Source organism: Parabacteroides sp. CT06 (assembly GCF_002257605.1).
Classification (GTDB): domain Bacteria; phylum Bacteroidota; class Bacteroidia; order Bacteroidales; family Tannerellaceae; genus Parabacteroides; species Parabacteroides distasonis.
On the sequence record NZ_CP022754.1, the window covers coordinates 3,781,299 to 3,807,641 of the forward strand.

The following is a 26,343-nucleotide window of genomic DNA, read 5'->3' on the forward strand; positions in this document are numbered from 1 at the left end:
ATCGGACTAAATTTTGTTAACATTCGAATGAAAATCACCTGAAATCAAGACTAAATCCGGCATAACCCACGCTGGAAGCAGCTCAAGCAAAGACATTTTCAAAATGACTTTCAGACAGAGAAAGCCTTAAATACTCAACCGATAGACAGCTCTTCAAACATCAATCATAAAAAAAGACCAACAGCACCTGCATTCAAACATCATTCTGATTTACACAACCATCAAATGCTTGCGTTTTTCCCGTGCGACCAAGCCCCCGGCCCCATAATTCATCACCCACAGAGAGCAATAATAGCACTTTGACATTTCGTCAACAAGGTTCACATAGAAAAGTCTATCCCCACCAAATTTCATAAAAAAGCCCCAATAGCGAAACAGGAAATTTATATAGTTCCAAGCTAGTTCTTAAATAAAATTTGCCCTCCTCAAGAAAATTAGCTAATATCGCGACTATTCATAAAGTTGTTGATGGATTAATCCATGGGAGAGAGGAACAAGCATATTGAGAACCTTAGAAAGGGTAATCGTTCATCTTTTGAATATCTTTACACGGTTTGGAGTGGCAAATTATATAATTTTGTCATGAAAATTTCTCATGGGGATTCCTACTTGGCAGAGGAAATGGTACAAACTGTATTTCTTAAAGTATGGAAAAATCGAGAACAATTAGACCCAAAACTGTCTTTTGGAGCCTATTTATGTACGATAGCAAAAAACTTATTAACTAACCATTACCAACATAAAATGATGGAGATTCTCTATATAGAACAACAAATAGACCACCCCGGAACTCCTTATGCCAGAGGTACGGACGAGGTCGTAGAATATCATCTCCTAGAAGAATTCGTTGATTCTTTAATACAACAAATGCCCGAAGGAAGGCAAAGAATTTATAAACTAAGCAGACAATCCCACCTATCCAACCGGGAGATAGCAGACCAATTGCAGATATCAGAGAATACCGTGGAATCCCAACTGACCAAAGCCATCTCCTTTCTACGCAAAAGGTTAAAAGACCAATACGACCTAGGACTTTTAGCTTTAAGTTGCCTCCTCAATAGTTAACGAATACTAAATTCGCAGGATGCGATAACGGAAACTTCCCTGTCATTTGTATACTGAATAAAGACAGAGGAAAATGGAAAGAAACGATTACATACATATATTTAACAAGTTCCTAGAGAATAAGGCAACTCCATCGGAAATAAAGCTATTGATAGAATGGCTAAAAGAACGAAAAGCTTTTGACACATGGGCTGATGATATATGGATGCAATCCCCGATGGAAATGGATCCTTCAGTAAAACAACATTTACTGGACGAACTCCGTAAACAAATCTTTTTTAAAGAAACAGGGAAAAGGACATTCATGAGTCTTTCTCTCCCTTCACTTTTCCATTATGCGCTACGTATCACAGCAATTATCCTATTGCTCATAACAACAAGTATTGTCACCTATCATTATGCAATGGATAAACAGCGAGAACCGATGGACATGATTGTCGCTGTCGAGAAAGGACAAAAAGCGAATATAACATTGCCTGATGGTTCAAAAGGGTGGATAAATTCAGATTCAAAGTTATCTTATGGAAGCCGTTTTAATGCAGATGAACGGGTTCTGAATCTAGAAGGCGAAGCTTATTTTGAAGTCAAGCCCGATGCTAAACGTCCTTTTATCGTTCAATCGGGAAAGGTATCCGTAAAAGCTTTAGGAACCAGTTTTAACGTAAAGAACTATAACACGGAAGAGCACATATCCGTTGTATTAATGACCGGGAAAGTAGAAGTAACCGCAAACGATAACCATGTAGACCTGTTGCCTAATGAACAAGCTATTTTCAATAAACACTCTAGCATACTGGGGAAAAACAAGGTTGACAATAGTCTAGATTACTCCAGTTGGATGTACAATACATTGAATTTTGAGTCAACACCATTCAGCGAGATTGCTCATACGCTGGAACGTTATTACAATACCCAGATCGTATTTAAATCTGAGGCCTTAAAGAGTTATCGTTTTACAGGTAAGCCCGGGAATACCAGTCTAGCGAGCATCTTACATTTATTGTCTCTTACCTCACCATTAGCCTACGAGATAAAAGACAGTGTGGTTATTTTGTATGAGAACAACGACAAAAAAGAGTTATATAACAGAGTATTAAAACAGTAAATAGCAATTTCATGAAAAGCCCGTAAAAAATCGGGGTAGAAATGCTAGGCATTTCCCCCCGAAAAAGAAATCAGTTAACCGCGCTTAGGTATCTCGCAAATAGCAAGCGCAAGTACTAATATCCATAGAATACAAAAGTATGAAAAAAAAACTTGTCCGTGTATCACAATACATAAAAATACGGTCAATCAAAACAGTCGGTCTGGCACTATTCAGTAGTTTAATCTTGGCTCCTTCACTTTATGCCCAAATTTCACTGGATGTACAAGACCAATCCATCCGTCACATATTAAAAGAGATAGAAAAGGCGGGGGAATACAAATTCTTCTATAACAGTGATCTAAGTAACCTAGATCACAAAACGTCAATATCCGTACAGGATAAAAACATTGATGAAGTCATGAGCCTATTATTAGCCAATACGGAAATATCCTATAAAAAAGAGGCCAATAATATGATTGTATTAACAGTTAAATCATCTTCTTCACCGCAAGCTCCGAGAAAGACAAGAAAAATAACAGGAACAGTTGTAGACCCTGACGGTTTACCAATCATCGGAGCAAATGTAATCGAGCAGGGTACAACAAACGGTTCCATTACGGATTTGGATGGAAAATTTGAATTAATAATTACCGAAAATGCCATCTTAAATATCTCTTATATCGGTTTTTCCGACAAACAAATAACAGTCAAGGAAGAAACCTCCTTACAGGTTACAATGACGGAAGACACCCAGAAGTTAGATGAGATAGTAGTTGTTGGATACGGTGTACAGAAAAAGGTAAACCTTACTGGATCTGTTTCTGCCGTAAAAGGCGAAGAACTCAGCCAACGCCCAGTAGCTAACGCAACTCAAAGTTTACAAGGATTAGTACCCGGATTAACCGTATCCAACTCCAACTCAGGTCGCCCGGGAGCTAGTGGAGCCTTGAGTTTACGAGGACAAGGAAATTTAGCGAACACAGCGAATCCTTATGTATTAGTTGACGGTGTAGAGATGGATTTGGCAGATGTAAACCCCAATGATATTGAATCGATTTCCGTCTTAAAAGATGCCGCTTCCGCAGCTATTTATGGCGCCCGTGCCGCTTATGGCGTAATTTTAGTTACGACGAAAAAAGGTGAAGAAGGTAAGATGCGCATCAGTTATCAAGGTACCGTAGGATGGAGTTCCCCTACTGTAATGCCGGAAATGGCTAATGCTTATGACTATGCGACTTTTTTCAATCAAGCTTGTACCAATGCTAACGTAATCAAGCAATATAACCCGGAAAAATTACAGCAACTTCAGCAGTACATGAAAGATCCTGCTAGCGTAAATCCTTGGGCAGAGCTTAATGGAGAAAATAATCTAGTAGGAGCATTCGAAAACACACCAAAGGGTTTGGGCAATGTGGATTACTTTGATTTACATTATAAGAACTCCGCATTCAAACAAAACCATAATTTGAGTCTCAGTGGAGGTGGCAAAAAAGCGCAATATTATATCTCTACCGGAATGTATACGGAAGATGGTATTTTAAGATATGCGGACATAAAATATAAACGCTTAAATTTCAATGCAAATATCGCCTCTCAAATTACGGACTGGCTAAATTTGAAAGTTAATACTAAATTCATGAACTCGGATAATGACACACCTTTTGGTAAAGGGGCCTTATCTGAAGGCTTTTATCATTCATTAGCTCGCTTCCGTCCTACCATAAGCCCAATCGATCCTAATGGTCATTTTACGGAGCTTACAATGATTCCCTATTTACAAAGTGGCACGTATACAAATACACAGAAAAATAATCTGACACTGACTGGTGGTCTCGAAGCACAACCAATCAAGAACTGGAGAATATTCTTCGACTATACGTACCGGCAAAATAATGAGAATTATGAGGCGCTCAACGTAGCCCCGATGATCCCGGGAGCGGATAACGAGACCTTATACAAAGGGACAAGGCAAGAATTAGGCGTGATGGAGAATGGGCAATTCACCCGTTCATCCGCCTTAAGCCAATATCAATCAATTAATCTATACTCAAACTATATGTTCTCTTTGGCCGATAAACATAATTTCACCGTTATGGCTGGTTACCAAGAAGAAAATTACGCATATAGCTATTTATATGAGTCTGTAACCGACATGATCTCCACCAATAATCCAGGCCTCAATCTTGGCACAGGAGAAAAATCCACGACAGATACTCGAAACGGATGGGCTACCCGAGGATTTTTCGGACGTATTAACTATGATTATGACGGACGCTATTTATTAGAAGTGAATGGACGCTACGATGGTTCTTCTCGTTTTGCCTCAGATCATAGATGGGGATTTTTCCCTTCGGTCTCTTTAGGATGGAATATTACACGTGAGTCTTTCATGGAAAAATCTTTAGAGGTATTATCTAATCTAAAGTTACGAGCCTCTTGGGGACTATTAGGGAATCAAAGCGGAGCCGGACTTTATACTTTTACCTCAATCATGGGAATCCAGCCGTTAGGTAATTGGTATTTTCAAGATGGAAGAGATATGTACATAAACGCCCCTGGAGTTATTGATCCTTTTACAACTTGGGAAAAAGTGGAAAGTAAGAATCTTGGCCTTGACTTCGGGTTCTTTAACAACGCTCTGACCGGCACCTTCGATGTATTCCAGCGGGATACAAAAGATATGTTAGGACCAAGTGCCGACCTTGCAGATTTCTTTGGAGCAGAGGCTCCCAATACGAATAACGCAAGGATGAGAAACCGGGGATGGGAACTTAGCCTGCAATACCGAGGAAAAATCGGGAAGGATATTCATTATTCAATAGGAGGCTCTTTAGCTGATGCGACATCCGAAGTTACAGCTTATGAAAATCCGACAGGGACCAATCCTCAAGATAATTGGTATGTAGGGAAGAAAGTCGGTGAGATTTGGGGATACAAAGCCTCTGGGCTACTCCAGACCCAAGAAGAAGCTGACACATATAATAACACATACGATTTATCTTTCTTATCCGGTCAAAAATGGATGCCGGGAGATGTTAAATATATGGATTTAAATAACGACAAAAAGATCAACAATGGAAATAACACATTGGAAGATATGGGTGATATGTGTGTTATCGGGAATACGACTCCTCGATATCAATATACGCTTAATGGTTCCATTTCATGGAAAGGAATTTCCCTTAGCATGATGTTCCAAGGCATAGGAAAACGAAATTGGTCTCCAGATCTAGGAACCGTTTACTTTTGGGGATCGGGAGCTTATGCACAAGTCACGGTATTCAACGATCATCTAGATTATTGGACTCCAGAGAATCCAGACGCCTATTATCCCAATCCTTATACAGGAGCAGCAGGAAGTATCAATCAGTTTCGAAATAAGACCTCACAAAAAAGTGACAGATACATGCAAAGTGCCGCTTATTGCCGTTTGAAAAATCTGACAATTAGTTATGATCTGCCTAATTCATGGAGCCAGAAAATTGGGTTGAGCAAAGCACAAGTGTTTTTCTCTGGAGAGAATCTTCTAACATTTACCAAGCTTCCTTCCATGTTTGACCCGGAAGCTATTTTTACAGGTAATGACTATACCAGTGAGGCCGGAAAGAATTATCCAATGAATAAAGTGTTATCTATCGGAGTTATTGTTAATCTATAAAGCGTAATTTATTTATGAAAAGAATATATCTATCAATGGTTTCCCTATGTCTATTAGGGCTATGTAGCTGTTTCGACATGGATAAATATCCGGAAGGAGAATTGTCTTCTGTCAATTCTTTCACCAGTACAACAGAAATCACCAAGTATCTGAATCAGTTTTATGAATCAACTCTTAAAATTAATGACAAAGATGTGGCAAACTCTGCCATAAAGGAACAATCTAACAGCATTGGAAATCCAACGGGTATCGCCTTTGGAGACTTGAATAGCGATAATATGCAGAGTAATGTAATAGACACACGTCTTGCGGGAGAAACCACATTAAGTTCCGCTGTCGAATTAACAGAGTATAAACATATCAGAAGTCTAAACTTCTTAATCAACAACCTCGATAATTGCGAGGAGATCGGTCCGGAAATGGAGCAATGCATCGGAGAAGCTTATTTCTTCAGAGCCTGCTATTATTATAGGTTATTCGTTAATTATGGAGAAGTCACTTGGTTAACGAAAGTATTAGATCCGATTCAAGAACAGATGGAACGTCCCCGAAACAGTAGGCTTGAGGTCGCTGATAGTATATTGGCGGATTTAGATATAGCGATCGAGCATCTAAACACTCAAACCAATAGCTCGACAATGCGTGTACACAAAGATGTAGCAAGAGCGCTTAAGAGTGAGGTCGCTTTATTTGAAGGTACTTGGGAGAAATACCATCGTGCGAAAAACACGCCATTCTATGATAAAAAAGTAACTGATGAGAAAATCAGCTCTTATCTACGGCAAGCCGCAGATGCCGCTAAAGATGTAATAGACGAAGGGGTATGGAGCATCTCAAAAGGGGATCCCAATACCGCTTATCGAGACTTGTTCATCACTTTGGATCTCTCACATAATCCAGAAGTTTTATGGTGGAAGAAATATGATGCCGCCAATAACATCGGCCATTCCGTAACACGTTATTTAAATAAAGGAGGTGGCACTTGTGGGGCATCCGCTTCTCTTGTTGATGATTATTTAACAAAAGAAGGAAAACCTTTTGTCGGTTCCGAACGAGACAAAGCAAAGGTAATGTACGGGGACGAATTGAGTCCGGACTTACGAGACCCACGATTATCCCAGACCATTTGCATGCCAGGACAAGATTTACGTCCAAATGGAGAATTCGTATTCAAACTTCCTCCTTTGAATGAGGAAAGCCGGAATCAAAATACGACAGGTTATTCTATCCTAAAATACGTAGAATATAATACGACTTATATTCCTACTATAGATGGGGAAGGCAAAAGCCAAGCGCCAGCTATACAATTCCGTTACGCCGATATTTTATTAAACTACGCTGAGGCTCTGGCAGAATTAGATGGCGCGGCTAACGCTAGCAAAATAAAAGAAGCCTTAAGGCCACTTCGAGAGCGTGTGGGCATGCCCGAGATGGATTTCGACAGAGAGTTCAATACCGATCCCGATTATCCGTTTAATAAATTGGATAAATATATACAAGCAGTACGAAGAGAACGACGCATAGAAAAAGCTTTAGAGGGAAGCCGGCTCCAAGATATCTTGCGCTGGGCCGCCGCAGACATCCTCATTATTGGAAAAACTCCAACAGGTGCATTATTCAAAGGGAGCTCTTTGGAAACCGCTTATGGAGAAAGCCTGCAAGAAGGTGAAAATCTTTTCTTAACAGGTACGCCCTCCGACTCCAAACGCTATATCATACCGTTCAATAATAAGCATTATCCTAACGGATGGCAATTCAATCCGGAACGAGATTATTTATTACCCATACAACCTCGTATGCTATCGCTTACAGGTAACCAATGGGTCCAAAACCCCGGTTGGTAATTTACTTGATTACAGGATTTAGCCTAATAAAAGAGAAAGTCTTTCCTCACAAATTTTAGGCTAAAACCCTGTAACAAACAAATTCCTTAATCACGAACACAATAAAAGTCTAAATAATGAAAAAAGAATTATTATTCACATTCTCTGCTTTAATAGCTACGACTTCCTGCAACATCAAAAAAACAGATTCAGAGCAGATAGCAGGAAAAAAGCCGATGAATATCATCTATATCATGTCTGACGATCATTCTTACCAGACAATCAGTGCTTATGATAAACGCTTCATACAAACTCCCAATATAGACCGACTGGCAAACGAGGGAGTACGTTTCACCAATAGCTTTGTTGCCAATTCCATCAGTGGACCTAGTCGAGCCTGTATATTAACCGGTAAACATAGTCATGCTAATGGTTTCACCGATAACAGTTCCACATTTGATGGTTCCCAGCAAACATACCCCAAACTTTTACAAAAAGCCGGATATGAAACAGCAATAATCGGAAAGTGGCATCTAACTTCCGCTCCTACCGGATTTGATTATTCGGAAATTTTAATAGGCCAAGGCATTTATTACAACGCTCCATTTATCAAAAACGGGAAACAGGTCCCATCAAAAGGCTATGTTACCAACGTCATCACAGAAAAAGCAATCGACTGGATGGAGAATATACATGATAAAAATAAGCCTTTCTGCTTGTTACTCCATCACAAAGCTCCTCATCGTACATGGATGCCCGATACTTGTGATTTACAACTTTTCAGCGATACGACATTCGAGTTACCAGCCAATTTTTATGACGACTACAACGGTCGTCAAGCCGCTCATGAGCAAAAGATGAGTATCATAAAAGATATGGATTTAGTCTATGATTTAAAAATGGCTGATAAAGAAAATGAAATCCATACAACTACAGGGTTAGAGAATGCCGGACGCAGCATGTATAACAGTATGACACCCGAAGAGAAAGCAGCTTGGGATGCTCATTATGATCCAATCATTCAGAAATTCAAGAAAGACAAACTTTCTGGTAAGCAACTATCTGAATGGAAATATCAACAATATATGCGAGACTATTTACGTGTCATCCATTCCATAGACAGAAATATTGGAGTATTATTGAATTATTTAGAAAAGACAGGATTATTAGAGAACACAATGATTGTCTACACTTCCGACCAAGGATTCTATATGGGAGAACACGGATGGTTCGATAAACGTTTCATGTATGAGGAATCTTTCCGGACTCCTTTATTAATTCGTTTGCCAGGAGGAAAGAAAGGAGATATCGATGAGTTTGTCCAAAACATTGATTACGGACCGACCATCCTAGATTTAGCAGGAATCCAAATCCCATCCGATATGCATGGTATTTCCTTTTTGCCTTTGTTACGTGGAGAAAAAGTTGAGAACTGGCGTAAATCACTCTATTACCACTTTTATGAGTACCCTGCGGAGCATTCTGTTAAACGTCATTATGGCGTACGCACAGAACGTTATAAATTAATTCATTTTTATAACAATATCGATAAATGGGAATTATTTGATCTACAAGAAGATCCTATGGAGATGAACAACTTGTATGGAAAAACAGGATATGAGAATATCACTCATCAACTGGAAAAGGAGCTTATACGTTTACAAAAACAATATCAAGACACGAATGCCATGTCGTTTAATAAACAATTAATCCATGAATAAAATTAAATATATACTGTACATTACAGGAGTTTTAGCCTCGTATGACGGGCATAGTCAACCGACAAAGCCCAATATCATAGTTATCAATTGTGATGATATGGGATATGGAGACTTATCTTGTTTCGGAAGTCCTACGATAAAAACCCCGAATATCGACCGAATGGCTATAGAAGGACAAAAATGGAGTAGTTTTTACGTTTCAGCATCAGTCTCCTCTCCTAGCCGTGCCGGATTATTAACAGGCCGCCTAGGAGTCCGTACCGGAATGTATGGAGATCAACGCAGAGTCCTGTTTCCTGATTCCAAAGGGGGATTGCCTTCTGAGGAACTAACGATCGCTGAACTGCTGAAACAAGCCGGATATCATACGGCTTGCATAGGTAAATGGCATTTAGGACATTTACCAGAATACATGCCATTACGTCACGGCTTTGACTATTTTTACGGTTATCCTTATTCCAATGATATGAGCCGGAAGGAACAAATTAAATTAGGCAACACAAAATATCCTTATGAATATATTATTTATGAACAAGAAAAAGAACTGGAAAGAGAGCCCCAACAATATAATTTAACGCAACAAGTGACGGAAGCTGCTATCCGCTACATTAAATCAAATGAGAATTCTCCTTTTTTCTTGTATTTAGCACACCCTATGCCTCATATGCCAGTATATGCCTCTACTGACTTTCAAGGTAAATCAGCCAGAGGCAAATATGGTGACACCGTAGAGGAACTGGATTGGAGTGTAGGACAAATCTTGCAAACATTAAAATCTGAAGGATTAGATAAAAACACATTGGTTATTTTCACATCCGATAATGGGCCATGGCTTTTATGTAAACAAGAAGGAGGATCACCGGGTCCGTTAAAGGATGGCAAAGCTTCCATGTTCGAAGGAGGGTTCCGCGTTCCATGTATTATGTGGGGAGCAATGGTTAAACCGGGATATATAACGGATATGGCTAGTACATTAGACTTACTACCTACATTTTGTGAGATAGCAGGAATTCCATTGCCTTCAGATCGGCATTATGATGGAATCAGCTTGCTAAATGTATTAAAAGATAAGTCTACTTGTAAACGCGATGTGTTTTACTTTTACAGAGGCAGTGAATTATATGCGATTCGAAAAGGTAAATATAAAGCCCATTTCTCTTATAGACCAGCTTATGGAGCAACGGATAAAATCGTATATGATAAACCTGTTTTATATGATTTAGGTACTGACCCTGGAGAATTATACAATATAGCAGAAGAACATCCGGATATTGTACAGGAATTAACCATGTTGGCCAATGCACATAAAGCTTCATTAAAGATTGCTAAGAGTATCTTCGACCAAAAGTAAACTATATGTCTTATACTATTCGGTGAATTTGTTTCTCTTATTTTTCAAGAAGCAAATTCACTGATTTTATTTTTAGAGAGAAAAGTCTTTTATAAAGTTTCCTACTATACAAAAACATCATCTTTATACATATTTTGCTTTAAAATCGCAGTTTTTTATGTAAGTTTGACCCCTAAAACAATTAAGAAACTGATCGTTAATAAAAATATGAAACACTACAACTTCGACGAAGTTATCGAACGACATGGGACGAGTTGCGTGAAATTCGACCGTTTGAAAGAGATGTTCGGTGACGAGAATCTGATACCACTATGGGTGGCGGATATGGATTTCCGCACACCGGACTTTATTGTAGAGGCCCTGAAGAAACGTTGTGAGCACGAGATATTCGGCTATACATTCGGCTCCGACGAGTATTACGAGAGTATCATCAATTGGGTACACTACAAACATAACTGGAAAATACAACGGGAATGGATCAGCTATATCCCGGGAATCGTAAAGGGAATCGCTTTCGCTATCCAATGCTTTACGCAAAAAGGAGATAAGGTCATCATCCAGCCCCCTGTTTATCACCCGTTCCGCATCGTTCCGGAGAAAATGAAGCGCGAGGTCGTTTATAATCCGCTAAAGATGGTAGACGGCATCTATGAGATGGATTTTGATCATCTTGAATCTATTATAGATGATGAATGCAAGGTATTGATCCTCTGCAACCCTCACAATCCGGGTGGGATCGTCTGGAAAAAGGAAACCTTGGTCCGCTTGGCCGATATTTGCGCCAAGCACAATATTTTGGTTATCTCCGATGAGATTCATGCGGAAATGGCCTATCCTCAGTACACGCATTACCCGTTCGCCTCCGTATCGGATACCGCCGCTTCCTGCAGCGTGACTTTCATGGCACCGAGCAAGACGTTCAATATCGCCGGTATCGTGACTTCCTACGCAATCGTACCCAATGATCGCATCCGGGAAGAATTTTACTCTTTCCTTGAGGCCGGAGAGTTTGGCGATGGCACGATCTTCGCTTATACAGCGACGACCGCCGCTTATACCTATGGCGCCGAATGGTTGCAACAAATGCGAATGTATATCATGGAGAATGTACGTTTCGTGGAAGAGTTTATGAAACAGCATCTCCCCAAGATAAAAGTCTACCAGCCCCAAGCCTCCTTCCTCGTTTGGTTGGATTGCAGGGAACTGAAATTAAGTCAAGATGAACTCGTACACCTGTTCAAAGACAAAGCCGGACTAGCGCTGAACGACGGAAGTATCTTCGGCCCCGGGGGAGAAGGCCATATGCGTTTGAACATTGGCTGCCCCCGCTCTGTTTTAGATAAAGCGATGAACGCTCTTAAAAAGGCGGTGGATAAGAAATAAAATCGTATCTTTGCGAGCATTTCTATACATATTTAAAATACAAGACAAATGAAAATTACAGCAAACAAATACGTTGCGGTTACATACGACCTGAACGTTGGCGAAGGTGAAGAACGTGAGTTAATGGAAAAAGCGACGGTCGAGGCTCCTTTGAAATTCATCTACGGAACAGGCATGATGCTTCCGGCATTCGAGAAAGCCTTGAACGGGCTGGAAGTAGGTGGCACGTTCAACTTCTCCATCGAGCTAGCCGAGGCTTATGGCGAATATAACGAGGAGCACGTATTGGATCTTCCGAAGAATATCTTCGAGGTAGACGGTAAATTCGACGCCGAGATGATCAAGGAAGGTAATACCGTACCGATGATGGATTCTAATGGCAACCGTATGAACGGCTCCGTATTGGAAGTGAAGGATGATATCGTGGTAATGGACTTCAACCATCCGTTGGCTGGCGAGACTTTGCATTTCAGCGGCGAGGTAATCGACGTACACGAACCGACAGCGGAAGAGATCGCTGCCTTCTCCGCTCCCGCAGGTGGATGCAGTTGCGGTTGCGACGATTGCGGTAGCGATTGTGGCGATAACCACGAGGGTGGCTGCGGTTGTGGTGGATGCCACTAAATAAAGGGAAATTGAGAATTGAAAATTGAAAATTAGGAGAAGTGCCTAATCATCGGCTTTTGATTCTCAATTTTCAGTTTTCAATTTTCAATTAGACAAAACGGTGAATACTTTTGGTAATATTTATAGATTAACATCGTTCGGCGAATCGCACGGCCCCGGTATCGGCGGCGTGATCGACGGATGCCCAGCCGGGATCGAATTAGATACGGCATTCATCCAGCAAGAGCTGAACCGTCGTAAACCGGGACAATCCCGTATCACGACCCCCCGTAAAGAGGATGATGAGGTACAGTTTCTTTCTGGTATCTACGAGGGAAAGACAACCGGTACGCCGATAGGTTTCATCATCTGGAACAAAAACCAACATTCCTCTGACTATGACAATATGAAAACGGTTTACCGTCCTTCCCATGCTGATTATACCTATCAAACGAAATATGGAATCCGTGATCCCCGTGGAGGTGGACGTTCGTCCGCCCGGGAAACGATCGCTCGTTGCGTGGCTGGGGCTATCGCTAAACTCGCCCTTAAGCAATACGGCATACAGATTCAAGCTTATACCTCGCAGGTCGGCCCGATCAAATTAGCGGGTAGTTACCAAGATTATGATTTAAGCTTGACGGAAAAGAGCGATGTACGTTGCCCGGACCCGAAGACCGCCTCAGAGATGGAAACCTTGATCGCTGAGGTCAAATCAAAAGGAGATACGATCGGCGGTGTTATTACCTGTGTGGCGAAAGGGGTTCCCGTCGGATTGGGAGAGCCTGTGTTCGGCAAGTTACATGCCGCTTTGGGACATGCGATGCTTACGATCAACGCCGTGAAAGGCTTCGAGTATGGAGACGGATTCAACGCCGCCTTCTTCCGCGGATCGGAAAGGAACGATCGCTTTTTCAATGATAACGGGCATATCAATACTCGTACCAATAATTCCGGCGGTATCCAAGGAGGGATATCCAACGGACAAGATATTTATTTCCGGGTAGCCTTTAAATCGGTCGCTACGATCTTGATGGAACAAGAAACGGTTAATATGGAGGGAGAGGATACGATATTAAAGGCACGCGGACGTCATGATCCATGCGTATTGCCTCGTGCGGTACCTATCGTCGAGTCTATGACCGCCATGACTTTATTGGATTATTTATTGATCCAAAAGACACGGGAAAACTTTTAAGACTAATTCTATATGGCTTGGATTCTGTTAATTATAGCCGGATTATTCGAGATCGGCTGGCCGCTGGGCTTTAAATTAGCAAGTATGCATTCCAAATATTTTATTTGGTTTATAGGTTTATCGATCTTATCCATGGGCTTAAGCGGCTATTTCTTATATCTCGCCCAGAAAAGCATCCCAATCGGTACGGCTTATGTAATCTGGACCGGGATCGGGGCTATAGGGACTGTTCTTCTTGGAATCTTGTTTTTCCATGATTCCGCAAATATATTCAGGTTATTGTTCTTATCTTTGATATTGATAGGGATCGTCGGGTTGAAATTAGTCCATTAATCCGGGTAAAAAAACACCAGTATTGCCGTAAGGCTACGCCAGTATAGGCGTGAGCTTACGGCAGTATAGGTATAGGGCTACGCCTATACTGCCGTTAACCGACGCAACTACTCGTGATGATAAGGCTCGTTATTCAAGATCGTCATTGCCCGGTAAATCTGCTCGATAAAGATCAGTCGGATCATCTGGTGGGAAAAAGTCATCTTGCTCAACGAGATCTTTTCCGATGCCGCCTTATACACAGCTTCACTAAAACCGTAAGGACCGCCTACCACAAATACCAAGCGTTTCGGGACCGTATGCATTTTCTTTTCCAGATAAGTAGAAAATTGCATGGAGGTAAACTCCTTCCCTTTCTCATCCAGCAACACCAAATAATCGCCGGGCTGCAAGGCCTTTAAAATCAATTCTCCCTCCTTCTCCTTTTGCTGCGCCTCAGAGAGATTCTTCACGTTCTTTATATCCGGTATGACTTCCATTTCAAAGGGTATATAATGTGTCAAGCGATTTTTATACTCATTGATAGCCTCCACAAAATAACCGGCATCCGTCTTACCAATCACAATCAGTCCAATCTTCATCTACTTACATTTACATGTTTAGAAAGGCTAAGTTACAAGAAAAATACATACCTTTGCCACTAATTACTCAATAAAATAAAGAAAGCTTATGAAACGACTCTTACTTACATTCGCCTTGATATTCGCGTTCGTATGTGCGCAGGCGGCGGATATTACCAGTATATCAAATGCTTTCAAGGCAGGAAATGCCTCCTCTCTATCCGGTGCTATGGATAAGGTGGTGGATGTAGCCTTGCCCAGTTCCTCTAAGAAATGTAACGGAAGTGAGGCCGTCTCTATGTTGTCCTCATTTTTCAGTTCGAATAAGCCTTCCGGATTCTCGGTCGTACATCATGCGGATAAAAAGGAAAGCGGTTTCCTTGTCGGAAAGCTTCCGACGTCTTCCGGTGAGTACCGTGTAAACATCACGTACCGTGCCGAAGGGAATACAGCGATCATACAATCAATCAGAATAGAATAAAAGATGGACAAACTTATTGACGACTTAATCAAATTAGCGTTTGCCGAGGATATTGGCGATGGCGATCATACCACCTTATGTTGCATCCCCGAGACAGCGATGGGGAAAAGCCAGCTGATCATCAAGGAAGATGGCGTATTGGCCGGCGTGGAAATGGCTAAACGTATCTTCCACGACTTCGATCCGGAACTGAAAATGACGGTCTTTATACAAGACGGAGCCGAAGTGAAAAAAGGGGATATAGCGTTCGTGGTGGAAGGTAAGATCCAATCCTTATTGCAGACCGAGCGGTTGATGCTGAACGTTATGCAACGCATGAGCGGTATCGCTACTACGACTCGTAAATACGCCAAGGCGTTAGAAGGCACCAAGACACACGTTCTAGATACTCGCAAGACAACTCCCGGTATGCGTATGATCGAGAAAGAGGCCGTACGTATCGGTGGCGGCATGAACCATCGCATCGGTTTGTTCGATATGATCTTATTGAAAGATAATCATGTGGATTTCGCCGGCGGCATCGAGCAAGCGATCACACGTGCGCAAAACTATCTGAAAGAGAAAGGAAAGAGCCTAAAGATCGAGATCGAGGTTCGTAACTTCGACGAGTTGGAACAAGCCATGAAAGTAGGCGGTATCGATCGTATCATGTTGGATAATTTCAATATCGAGAATACAAAAGAAGCGGTTCGCCGCATCAACGGACGTTTTGAGGTAGAGTCTTCCGGCGGTATCACGTTCGACACATTACGTGATTACGCAGAATGTGGCGTAGACTTCATCTCCGTAGGGGCTTTGACTCACTCCGTGAAGAGCTTGGACATGAGCTTCAAAGCCTGCTAAAACGAAAAACGATCATTCTATAAAAAAACAGCCTTGAGAAGCTCAACTTCTTGAGGCTGTTTTTCCTATATCTACCCTATTATCTTGATTCACTATCATTTCTGATAGAACTATTATCATTTTTAAAACATTGCCATTCCTTCCTTTCCGTACTTTTAAAAACAAATTATTCAACCTAAAAATAGTATCATGAAAGAATTGAAAATGTTTATAGATGGCAGATTCATTGATAATGAGTCTGGGAAATGGATCAAGGTATTGAATCCTTCTACCGAAGAGGTTATTTCACTGATGCCCGACGGGACGGTTGAAGATGCCAGAAAAGCGATCGATGCCGCAGAGAAAGCGCAGAATCAATGGGAAAGAACGCCCTCCATAGAAAGGGCTGCTTATCTGACAAAGATAGCGGCTGGCATCCGTAAGAGAGAGAAGGAACTGACCGACATCATCGTCCGTGAAGGAGGCAAAACCCAAGGACTCGCCAATGTTGAAGTCCTTTTTACCGCGGACTATATGGATTACATGGCAGGCTGGGCCCGCCGGTACGAAGGGGAAATCATTCCCAGTGACCGCCCTCATGAAAACATTTTCTTATTTAAGAGACCGATTGGAGTAACGACAGGTATCCTACCTTGGAATTTCCCATTCTTTCTAGTCGCTCGTAAAGCCGCGCCGGCCTTGATCACCGGAAATACGATCGTAATAAAACCTAGCCAGCTTACGCCAGAGAACGCATATGTATTCGCGCAGATCGTGGAGGAGGCAGGTTTGCCTGCCGGCGTTTTCAATCTAGTAAATGGACGGGGTAGCGTGATTGGTCATGAACTCTCGGCGAATCCGAAAGTAGGCATGGTAAGTCTGACAGGAAGCGTGGGAGCCGGACAACAGACCATGGCAGCCGCCGCTCCTAATATCACGAAAGTTTCTCTGGAGTTAGGAGGTAAAGCCCCGGCTATCGTGATGAAGGACGCAGATGTCGATCTTGCTGTTAAGTCTATTATTGCCTCTCGTGTGATCAATACCGGACAGGTATGTAATTGTGCCGAACGGGTTTATGTAGACAAAGCGATAAAAGAGACCTTCATGGAAAAACTAGTCGCCGGCATGAAGCAGGTAAAAGTAGGAAATCCCAATGAGGTCGCGGATCTGGATATGGGACCGCTTATTGAAGCCAGCGCGTTGGAGTCTATGGAGAAAAAAGTAGAGAGAGCGATCCAACAAGGTGCTAGGCTACTGTGTGGTGGCCATAGGATCGGTACAAAAGGATATTTCTTCGAACCGACCGTTTTGGATTGTGTTACACAGAAAATGGATATCATACAAGAAGAGACTTTTGGCCCCATACTGCCGGTTGTCGAATATTCAGATATCAACGACGCTATCGCATGGGCGAATGATTGCGAATATGGATTGACATCTTCCGTATATACACAAAACTTGGATAACGCATTCAAGGTAATGCGTTCCTTAAAATTCGGGGAGACTTATATTAACCGTGAGAATTTTGAGGCTATGCAAGGCTTCCATGCAGGATGGCGTAAATCCGGAATCGGTGGCGCGGATGGAAAACATGGACTTGAGGAGTATTTGCAAACTCAAGTGGTTTATCTTGAGACAAAGGAATAAAAAATAAGACTAAAGATCCCTTCTTGGGATCTTTAGCATATCTACTTAATCTAACGTCAAATTAAATTCATCCCTCAAACGACCCAAGGTAGGATTTATCTTCATCAGCAACTCTAGCTTCTCCGTGGATGTATAAGCCAAATGCTTCTCATTTCCCTCTACGATCCGGACACGCATCTGGATACGGCTATTAGTAAGATGCTGGCGGAGAAATGGCAGGATATGGATCGCATTATTGATCAATTCCTCTTGCTGCCCCGGGTTATGTACGGCTACCTCGAAATAATAATTCTCTTGCAAGGTAGGCTTGCAATTGATCATCGTATTCTTAAGATACACTTTCTTGTCAATCGTTGCGGCGTAATTATCCCATTCACGAACCAAGGAATCATTGTCAAAGGGAGTTACTACCTCCTTTACGTTCGTTGTCGCTTGTTGAACGGTTTGTTGCTTAGGCTTCTCCACTCCGATCTCCTTCATGGAGATTCCCATCGGACGAGCCGTTCTACGAACCGAATTAGGCGCTGTAGACGGAGGTGGCGCAGGAACCGAGCTCGGCATGTGCGTACTCATAACTTGTGGAGCACCGGCCGCTGCCGTAACTGAAGGAGCTTGAGGCGGCTGTTGAGGCTTCCCGCTATTCACCGCTTGAGAAGACGGATTCGTCCCAGCAATCGGCTCAATTAACGCTTTTTTTTTATCGTCGGCGGCTACCTGTGTTAATTGACAGAGCTGAATCAACGTCAATTCCAATAAAAGACGCTTATTGCGGCTGGCACGATAATTCAAATCGCACGTATTCGCCAGCTCTATCGCCTTGAACAGAAGTTGATCCGGACAATGTTTCGCCATCTCCTTATATCGTTCACGTATAGAAGCACCCACCTCGAATAGCACCAAGGTGGACTCATCCCGGCATACCAATAAGTCCCGGAAATGCCCAGCCAAACCGGTTATGATATTCTGCCCGTCGAATCCTTTGCCTAATATCTCATTCAAGATCAATAAAGAAGCCCGCACATTGCCGGATAAGATCGCATCTGTCAGACGAAAATAATACTCATAATCCAGCACGTTCAAGTTATCGATAACCGCTTGATACGTGATATTGCCATTCGTGAAACTTACCACTTGGTCAAAGATAGACAAAGCGTCGCGCATACCTCCATCCGCCTTCTGAGCGATCACGTTCAAGGCTTCCGGTTCCGCTGTTACCCCCTCTTGCGAAGAGACATATTGCAAATGCTCCACCATGTCGGCGATGGATATACGGGAGAAATCATAGATCTGACAACGGGAAAGGATCGTGGGAAGCACCTTGTGCTTCTCGGTCGTAGCCAAGATAAAGAGAGCATGATGCGGAGGTTCCTCCAATGTCTTCAAGAATGCGTTGAAAGCGGCGGTTGTCAACATATGGACCTCGTCAATAATGAAGACTTTGTATTTACCGATTGGAGGCGGGATACGCACTTGGTCGATCAAGGTACGGATATCGTCCACCGAGTTATTCGAGGCGGCATCCAGTTCATGGATATTGTAAGAACGCTGCTCATTGAAAGCCCGGCACGACTCGCACGCATTGCAAGCCTCGCCATCCGCCGTCGGATTCAAGCAATTGATCGTCTTCGCAAAGATACGGGCACACGAGGTCTTTCCTACTCCACGAGGACCGCAAAACAGGTAAGCATGCGCTAATTTGTTACTTTGTATCGCGTTTTTCAGCGTAGTGGTAAGAGACTTCTGCCCTACTACACTCCGGAAAGTGGACGGGCGATATTTTCTTGCCGATACAATATAATTATCCATTCTCTGCTTTTTATTGATAAGACAAAGATAAACAAAATAATTCATTATCTTCGCGAAAACGATGTTCTGATGTCACGCATAAAAGAGTTTTACATAAAGTATCTATCGTGGATCAACGCTTATTGGTTGGTTACCATCGTGTTCCTTATCGTCACCTTTACGGTGGGCGATAGCAGCCTGTATAAACGCTATACGTACGACGAGAAAATACGCGGTTTGGAGAAAGAGATCAAACATTACCAAAAGGAGATCGAGATCAACAGCAAGAAATTAAACGACCTTCATACGGACAAGGAGGGACTGGAACGTTTCGCCCGTGAAGAGTATTTCATGAAAAGGTCGAACGAGGATGTTTTTATTATCAAGGACAAATAAATGAATCAACAAATCAGATCGATTATTTTCGGCGTAGCGGGATTACTCGTATTAGCCGGTGCCATATTGTTTCTTACTCATTGGGCTGTCGCCCCTTATTTATTCGCTGTCGGTGCGGCGGGTATAGCCGTTTGCTATCTGACCCTTCCGGTTAAGGACTTGGACTTTCGTCGCCGCCGGCTCCACCGTTTCAACGTATTCGCCGGACTTCTAATGATCGTATCTTCCGGCTTTATGTTCAACAACCGTACCGAGTGGATCCTTTGCTTGAGCGTAGCCGCTATCTTACAGATATATACCGCTTTCGTTACTCCTAAAGAGTAATTGGCCGCAAAACGCAGTGCTACTGACCCGACCGATGAATATATACTGACCAGGCCAACGCAGTATATATTACTTTGCAGATACAGTATATCTTCTATAAAGTCCCCGGTAAGCACCGTTAAAAAAAGGGTGTATCAAACGTTCCTTTGATACACCCTTTCTTTTATAAATTCTATTAATAGCTTACTTGGCCGGAGAGGAATAATTCTTATTCAAGTATTCCAGCAATTCGCCTGTGATATCATAGGAATCGCCAGCCAAAAGGATATTATCTCCTACCGTATTGCTGAATACCACTTGATAGCCCCTACCCAGATTGAAAGCCTTCAATTGAGAAACAACCGTATCGCGTAATTGCTCGTTCAACTTCTGCTGCTCTTGCATCAACTCTTGAGCCAATTGGTTATCTAAGTTCTGCAACTCTTGTTGCTTATTCAATAAACGTTGTTGTTCTTGCTCCGCCCTCTCACGGGTAAGGAAAGCGTTATTTTCTACCTTACGCTGGAAATCTTGCATCTCGCCTTGTAAACTACGGGCTTTCTGGGTGATGTTAGCACGGGAATTCTCTTGTTTCTTCAAGATGATCTCGTTCAGATCCTTGGAATAATTGTAATTAAGTAACAGGGAATCCACATTTACATAAGCGATCGGAAGTAAGGCCGTTGTGTCTCCCGCTGACGCGAATGTTCTTGTTACGCTTGATTCTTTCTTGCCGGAAAATTGCATAATATACAAGATTACGACAGCCACCGCTAGCACACCGTTAATAACGTAGTTAATGTTCTTCATAAAGTGCAATTTAAATCTTATTTTTTTATTCTTTTATTTCGTTCATGATGTCATAGAGTCCCTTTTGCTTCACCGCCATACGATCCATGGTCTTCGCACAAAATATACCTTTCTTACCCAACGCCCTGTTTCCTTCGATATGCGTATTCGGGAACCTTCCTCCCTTTTTCAACAGCACTTTTATCGATAGCAACACGACACTGATAACAAGAATTATGACCGTAAATAATAACGTTGTAAGCATTTTCTCTATATTTGTGGACGCAAATATAAGAGTTTAAGTGATTACTAAGTGTCTTTTTGGCATTTTATTCTACTTTTTTTCGAACTAAGCTCTTTCAGTTGCGGTTTTATTAACTTTAGAGTAACATCTATAATACATTGTAACATTATGAAGATTACTGATTTAAAGCCTACTATCGTATGGAAGTTCTTCCATCAAGTAACCCAAGTGCCTCGCCCCTCAAAAAAGGAAGGCAAAATGATTGAATTCCTAGAATCATTCGCGAAAGAGTACAAAATAGCTATCAAGAAAGATGAAGCCGGCAACCTTTTAATGTCAAAGCCTGCCACTCCGGGAATGGAGGATCGTCCGGTAGTTGTATTGCAGTCTCACATGGATATGGTTTGCGAGAAAAATAACGGTACGAAACACGATTTCGACAATGATCCGATCGAGACGATCGTCGACGGCGAATGGCTGCGTGCCAACGGCACTACTTTGGGAGCCGATAATGGTATCGGTGTAGCGGCCGAGTTGGCTTTGCTTGCCTCCGATGATATCCAACACGGTCCGATCGAATGTTTGTTCACAGTAGACGAAGAAACAGGTTTGACCGGAGCGAAAGCCTTGAAAGAAGGTTTCATGACCGGAGATATCTTGTTAAATCTCGATAGCGAGGACGAGGGAGAGATCTTTATGGGTTGCGCCGGAGGTAAAGACACACAAGCGACTTTCCATTATGAGCCAGTTCCTACGTCCGATAAGATGCAGTATTTCCGTATCGATGTGAAAGGGTTGAATGGCGGTCACTCCGGTGGCGAGATCCACAAAGGATTAGGCAATGCCAACAAGATATTGGTTCGTTTCTTATTCTTATTGAAAAAGAAATATGATTTCGTTCTTTGCTCTATCGATGGAGGAAACTTACGTAACGCAATCGCTCGCGAGGCACACGCCGTGATCGGCTTGCATCCGGAAAATAAGGAGGATGTACGTATCTTGCTGAACCATTTCGCCGCCGACGTTGAAAATGAGTTGAAACATGTAGACCCGAGCGTTCAGTTAGCGATGGAGTCCACGGATCGTCCGGAGTATCATATCGACAATGCCACCGCCGAGAAATTAATCTACGCCTTGCACGCTTGTCCGCACGGCGTAATCGGTATGAGCCACGATATAGAAGGCTTGGTAGAGACTTCTACCAACCTTGCTTCCATAAAGATGAAAGAAGGCAATACGATCTTGATCGGTACCAGCCAGCGTAGCTCTATCGAATCATGCAAGATCGCTATCGCCAATACGGTAGCCTCCACGTTCCTATTGGCTGGAGCAGATGTAAAACATGGCGACGGCTATCCGGGATGGGCCCCGAACCCCGACTCTAAGATCTTGAAGATTGCACAGGAGACTTACAAACGCCTATTCAACAAAGACGCCAAGATCATGGCCATCCACGCCGGATTAGAGTGCGGTTTGTTCTTGGAAAAATATCCGAAACTGGATATGATCTCTTTCGGGCCTACTTTGCGTGACGTACATTCACCCAACGAGCGTATCGAGATCGCTACGGTCGGTTTATGGTGGAGCCACCTTCTTGAATTATTAAAGAGCATCCCCGCAAAATAAACCAACGTTTTTTGCGTTATAAAAAGAGGAAAGACACGATAACCGTGTCTATCCTCTTTTTTTATGTTAATGTCTTGCAACTTTTTTATGATAATTTTGTTTATCTATTGAAACAAGAACACAAGATATTTACAGTTAACATTTACGAAAATGAAAAGATTAACGATAACGCTATTTATACTCGCGACGCTTCTGTTGAACATGCTTCCGGCATGCGACGGTTTGGATGATCATTATTCCACTAACCCGACTTACCGGCTAAGCTTCTCGACAGACACGCTCGCTTTTGACACGATCTTCAGTACGATCGGTTCTACCACCCGTCAATTTATGATCTACAATAAAAATAGTGAACCTCTGAGCATTGAGTCCATCATGCTGGCCAGTGGAGAGTCTACCGGCTTCCGCATGAATGTGGATGGACGCAAAGGTAGCTCATTTAATAATGTAGGAATACTCGCCAACGACAGCATGTATGTATTCGTGGAAGTAACGGTCGATCCGAATGGGGGCAATCAACCTCTGTTGATACAGGATTCCGTACTTTTCACCGTGAATGGCATCCGTCAATCCGTATTATTGGAAGCCTATGGGCAGGATGTTAATCTTTACAAAGGCGGTGTTACGATTACAAAAGATTCTATCCTCACGGCCAATCGTCCTTATTTGATCTACGATAGTTTGGTTATCGCTAAAGGGGTTTCATTGAATATCGAGAAGGGGGCTACTTTCTATATGCATGATAAAGCGAGCCTGATCGTTCACGGCTCCATGAACGCTTTAGGCACCTTGGATGAGCCTATCACTTTCCGAGGCGACCGTTTGGATTATATACTAAATGATATATTACCGTATGACCGGACTCCCGGACAATGGGGAGGCATTACCTTTAAGGCGGATAGCTACGGGAATGTCTGGGATAATGTAATCGTACGTAATGGTACCTCCGGTGTATATTGCGAGCCTTCCACCCCGGACCGGCCAAAGATCAAGATAAACAACTCACAGATCACGAATATGGGGAGCGATCTATTCTTCGCCATCAATTGTGATGTTATCGCTACAAATACGGAATTCAGCAATGCCGGAGGAAGTGTACTCACTTTAGTCGGTGGTAAATATTACTTCGCTCACTGTACGATGGCTAATTACATGAGTTTAACCAAAAGGGAAATGGCCAGCGAGACTGTTCCTTTGGATAGTAAATGCCTGTACTTGCTCAATAACGTAACAGTAGACGGAAATGGCCCGTATCCTATCACGCAAGCTTATTTTGACAATTGCACTATCGATGGAAGTTACGATGTCGAATTAAAAGCAGATGGCAGTACAGATTTCGATTATCGGTTCAATCACTGTGCGCTTAAAGCCAAAGAATCCTCCAGCGATCACTTCAAGGAGGTCTTGTTTATCAAAAAGACTCCTTCCTATCGGAAAGTAGGAGGCAAGCAAAATAAATACACCTATGATTTCCGGCCAGATTCCGTATCGACTACCGGAGTCGGAAAAGCAGATCCCGAGATAACGAAGAATTATCCGATCGATCGTTACGGTGTCAACCGGCTAACCAGTTCGAACGGCCCGACCATAGGAGCCTACGAGTTTGTTCAGGAAGAGACCGAAGATTCAAACGAATAAGAATACATTACATATTAACAATTAATCAAAGCTTTAACTATGAAGATTTTTATGTTTTTTCTTTTATTCTTTGCCTCCCCTCCGTTATTTGCCCAAGCTACGTTCAAAGTCATGACCTATAATGTGGAGAACTTTTTCGACACAAGGGATAATCCAACCAAGAATGACGATGAATTTCTACCTTCCGGCAACCGGTACTGGACACAAAGCCGCTACTATCATAAGCTACAACAAATAGCGAAAGTAATAAGCGCTGCCGGGGAATGGAGCACACCGGCCTTAATAGCTCTTTGCGAAGTCGAGAATGACTCCGTCCTGTCTCATCTTACCCGTCGCACACCGCTCCGCTGGCAGGATTACCGATATATTATCACTCAAAGCCCCGATCCCAGAGGTATTAATGTCGCTCTTCTTTATCAACGAGATCAATTCTTTTATTTACGACATGAATCCATTCCAATTCGTTTTTCCGGGAACAAACACAAATTAACCCGAGATATCCTACACGTATATGGAAAGATCATAACAGGCGATACCTTAGATGTTTTCGTGTGTCATTTCCCCTCCCGCTACGGAGGAGAAAAAGAAAGTGAAAAGGATCGTTTTGACGCGGCCCGCACTTTACGGGGATCTAGCGATTCCCTGTTACTGATACGAGAAAAGCCGCAGATACTCATTATGGGAGACTTCAATGATACCCCTCAAGACAGAAGTATTTCCGAGATATTCGCTGCCCAAGCCTTTCCTGAAAATACGCAGATCACAGATTCCACATCTTGTACCTATTATAATTTGTTCGCAAGCCCCCATATAACTCAATTCCCGGGTAGTCATAAATACCAAGGCGAATGGAGCCAACTCGATCAAATAATCGTAAACCGGGATCTCATCACGCAAGAGTCTTCCATGCATATCATTCCGGAAAGCATCCACATATTCGCTCCTGATTTTTTATTGACTAAGGATAAAACATGGCGGGGGGTACGTCCTTTTCGAACCTATTACGGCTTTAAATATGAGGGCGGTTTTAGTGACCATTTACCATTAACAGTCGATTTTCTAATACGTTCTCAGATCAAACGCTGAAAAGAAAACCTTGAAACCTTTTTTCCGATCTCTTGTTATCCTATTAAAGAAGAAAAGCTATGTAGTCAACAAGCAAACAGAACACATATGGAAATAAATCTCGCCTCAATCCGGCAAGAATACACAAAAGGAGGATTAAGGGAAAGCGAACTTCCGGATAACCCATTCTTGCTTTTCAGTCAATGGTTACAAGAGGCTATAGACAGCAAAGTAGATGAACCCACGGCCATGCTAGTAGGGACCGTATCTCCAGAAGGCAAACCTTCCACCCGTACCGTCTTATTAAAGGACCTGCATGATGATAAGTTTATTTTCTACTCCAACTACGAAAGCCGAAAAGGCAGGCAACTGGCACAAAACCCGGCAATCTCTCTTTCGTTTGTATGGCATCAATTAGAAAGGCAGGTACATATCGAAGGTACGGCTGAAAAAGTCCCCCCGGATGAATCGGATCAATATTTCAAAAAACGCCCGTATAAAAGCCGGATCGGAGCTCGTATATCCCCACAAAGTCAACCCATCGGCAGCCGTATGCAACTTATACGAGCTTTCATTAGAGAGGCAGCTCGTTGGATTGGAAAAGAAGTGGAGCGTCCGGCTCACTGGGGCGGGTATGCCGTCATTCCCGAACGTATCGAGTTCTGGCAAGGTAGGCCCAACCGGCTTCATGATCGCATAGTATATACCCTTCAACCGGACGGCCATTGGAAAAAAGAAAGGCTCGCCCCATGAAATCAGGTA

The 26,343-nt window shown here is 42.6% G+C and carries 23 protein-coding genes; 19 read left to right on the plus strand and 4 right to left on the minus strand.

Translation table 11 applies throughout. The annotated features are described in order from the left end of the window. Positions 1-582: 582 nt before the first annotated feature. From CI960_RS16800 to CI960_RS16845, 10 genes are all read left to right on the plus strand, one after another. Positions 583-1,065 (plus strand): sigma-70 family RNA polymerase sigma factor, encoded by a 483-nt coding sequence (locus CI960_RS16800; RefSeq protein WP_011966681.1) that lies wholly within the window; start codon positions 583-585, stop codon positions 1,063-1,065. 73 nt (positions 1,066-1,138) lie between these two features. Next, positions 1,139-2,170 (plus strand): FecR family protein, encoded by a 1,032-nt coding sequence (locus CI960_RS16805; protein WP_005854448.1) that lies wholly within the window; start codon positions 1,139-1,141, stop codon positions 2,168-2,170. Between the two features lie 139 nt (positions 2,171-2,309). Continuing rightward, positions 2,310-5,810: a TonB-dependent receptor gene (locus CI960_RS16810; RefSeq protein WP_005854446.1), complete on the plus strand. Its 3,501-nt coding sequence runs from the start codon at positions 2,310-2,312 to the stop codon at positions 5,808-5,810. A 14-nt stretch (positions 5,811-5,824) separates the two neighbouring features. Further along, positions 5,825-7,654: a RagB/SusD family nutrient uptake outer membrane protein gene (locus CI960_RS16815; RefSeq protein WP_005854444.1), complete on the plus strand. Its 1,830-nt coding sequence runs from the start codon at positions 5,825-5,827 to the stop codon at positions 7,652-7,654. A 116-nt stretch (positions 7,655-7,770) separates the two neighbouring features. Next, the gene (locus CI960_RS16820) at positions 7,771-9,354 is read left to right on the plus strand and encodes a sulfatase (RefSeq protein WP_005854442.1); all 1,584 of its coding nucleotides are present in this window, start codon (positions 7,771-7,773) and stop codon (positions 9,352-9,354) included. Further along, complete coding sequence (locus tag CI960_RS16825; protein WP_005854440.1) at positions 9,347-10,705, plus strand: sulfatase; 1,359 nt, start codon at positions 9,347-9,349, stop codon at positions 10,703-10,705. The genes CI960_RS16820 and CI960_RS16825 overlap by 8 nt, the downstream gene beginning before the upstream one ends. A gap of 207 nt (positions 10,706-10,912) precedes the next feature. Beyond that, positions 10,913-12,088 carry a MalY/PatB family protein gene (locus CI960_RS16830; protein WP_005854438.1) on the plus strand — a complete coding sequence of 392 codons (1,176 nt, stop codon included), beginning with the start codon at positions 10,913-10,915 and terminating at the stop codon, positions 12,086-12,088. A gap of 48 nt (positions 12,089-12,136) precedes the next feature. Beyond that, positions 12,137-12,712 (plus strand): peptidylprolyl isomerase, encoded by a 576-nt coding sequence (locus CI960_RS16835; RefSeq protein ID WP_094582493.1) that lies wholly within the window; start codon positions 12,137-12,139, stop codon positions 12,710-12,712. Between the two features lie 103 nt (positions 12,713-12,815). Continuing rightward, a complete protein-coding gene (gene aroC, locus CI960_RS16840; RefSeq protein ID WP_005854434.1) occupies positions 12,816-13,892 on the plus strand; it encodes a chorismate synthase in 1,077 nt (358 codons plus the stop codon). 12 nt (positions 13,893-13,904) lie between these two features. After that, the gene (locus CI960_RS16845) at positions 13,905-14,225 is read left to right on the plus strand and encodes a multidrug efflux SMR transporter (RefSeq protein ID WP_005854432.1); all 321 of its coding nucleotides are present in this window, start codon (positions 13,905-13,907) and stop codon (positions 14,223-14,225) included. 107 nt (positions 14,226-14,332) lie between these two features. Here the strand turns inward: CI960_RS16845 and rlmH are convergent, their stop codons facing one another. Beyond that, on the minus strand, positions 14,333-14,806 hold the full coding sequence (gene rlmH / locus CI960_RS16850; protein ID WP_005854430.1) for a 23S rRNA (pseudouridine(1915)-N(3))-methyltransferase RlmH: 474 nt from the start codon (positions 14,804-14,806) through the stop codon (positions 14,333-14,335). A gap of 88 nt (positions 14,807-14,894) precedes the next feature. On the opposite strand from rlmH, the gene CI960_RS16855 reads away from it, so the two are divergent. The 3 genes from CI960_RS16855 to aldA all read left to right on the plus strand — a co-directional run bounded on the left by CI960_RS16855 (position 14,895) and on the right by aldA (position 17,735). Then, positions 14,895-15,266: a DUF4783 domain-containing protein gene (locus CI960_RS16855; RefSeq protein ID WP_005854427.1), complete on the plus strand. Its 372-nt coding sequence runs from the start codon at positions 14,895-14,897 to the stop codon at positions 15,264-15,266. Between the two features lie 3 nt (positions 15,267-15,269). Then, entirely contained in the window at positions 15,270-16,109 is an 840-nt protein-coding gene (nadC, locus tag CI960_RS16860) for a carboxylating nicotinate-nucleotide diphosphorylase (RefSeq protein ID WP_005854425.1), read from the plus strand. A gap of 189 nt (positions 16,110-16,298) precedes the next feature. Beyond that, complete coding sequence (gene aldA / locus CI960_RS16865; RefSeq protein ID WP_005854423.1) at positions 16,299-17,735, plus strand: aldehyde dehydrogenase; 1,437 nt, start codon at positions 16,299-16,301, stop codon at positions 17,733-17,735. A gap of 45 nt (positions 17,736-17,780) precedes the next feature. On the opposite strand, the gene CI960_RS16870 is transcribed toward aldA, so the two are convergent. Next, positions 17,781-19,541 carry a DNA polymerase III subunit gamma/tau gene (locus tag CI960_RS16870; RefSeq protein ID WP_005854421.1) on the minus strand — a complete coding sequence of 587 codons (1,761 nt, stop codon included), beginning with the start codon at positions 19,539-19,541 and terminating at the stop codon, positions 17,781-17,783. A 69-nt stretch (positions 19,542-19,610) separates the two neighbouring features. Between CI960_RS16870 and CI960_RS16875 the strand changes: the two genes are divergently transcribed. Next, the gene (locus tag CI960_RS16875; RefSeq protein ID WP_005854418.1) at positions 19,611-19,916 is read left to right on the plus strand and encodes a septum formation initiator family protein; all 306 of its coding nucleotides are present in this window, start codon (positions 19,611-19,613) and stop codon (positions 19,914-19,916) included. Then, complete coding sequence (locus CI960_RS16880) at positions 19,917-20,240, plus strand: hypothetical protein (RefSeq protein WP_005854416.1); 324 nt, start codon at positions 19,917-19,919, stop codon at positions 20,238-20,240. Positions 20,241-20,423: 183 nt separating this feature from the next. Here CI960_RS16880 and CI960_RS16885 read toward each other — a convergent pair whose 3' ends face one another. Next, complete coding sequence (locus tag CI960_RS16885; RefSeq protein WP_005854413.1) at positions 20,424-21,029, minus strand: OmpH family outer membrane protein; 606 nt, start codon at positions 21,027-21,029, stop codon at positions 20,424-20,426. A gap of 25 nt (positions 21,030-21,054) precedes the next feature. Then, on the minus strand, positions 21,055-21,273 hold the full coding sequence (locus CI960_RS16890) for a hypothetical protein (RefSeq protein WP_005854411.1): 219 nt from the start codon (positions 21,271-21,273) through the stop codon (positions 21,055-21,057). 147 nt (positions 21,274-21,420) lie between these two features. Here CI960_RS16890 and CI960_RS16895 point away from each other — a divergent pair, with 147 nt between their 5' ends. From CI960_RS16895 to pdxH, 4 genes are all read left to right on the plus strand, one after another. Further along, on the plus strand, positions 21,421-22,878 hold the full coding sequence (locus tag CI960_RS16895) for an aminoacyl-histidine dipeptidase (RefSeq protein WP_005854410.1): 1,458 nt from the start codon (positions 21,421-21,423) through the stop codon (positions 22,876-22,878). Positions 22,879-23,028: 150 nt separating this feature from the next. After that, complete coding sequence (locus tag CI960_RS16900; RefSeq protein ID WP_005854408.1) at positions 23,029-24,516, plus strand: hypothetical protein; 1,488 nt, start codon at positions 23,029-23,031, stop codon at positions 24,514-24,516. A 39-nt stretch (positions 24,517-24,555) separates the two neighbouring features. After that, a complete protein-coding gene (locus CI960_RS16905; RefSeq protein WP_005854406.1) occupies positions 24,556-25,602 on the plus strand; it encodes an endonuclease/exonuclease/phosphatase family protein in 1,047 nt (348 codons plus the stop codon). A gap of 87 nt (positions 25,603-25,689) precedes the next feature. After that, positions 25,690-26,334: a pyridoxamine 5'-phosphate oxidase gene (pdxH, locus tag CI960_RS16910; protein ID WP_005854404.1), complete on the plus strand. Its 645-nt coding sequence runs from the start codon at positions 25,690-25,692 to the stop codon at positions 26,332-26,334. Positions 26,335-26,343 lie beyond the last annotated feature (9 nt).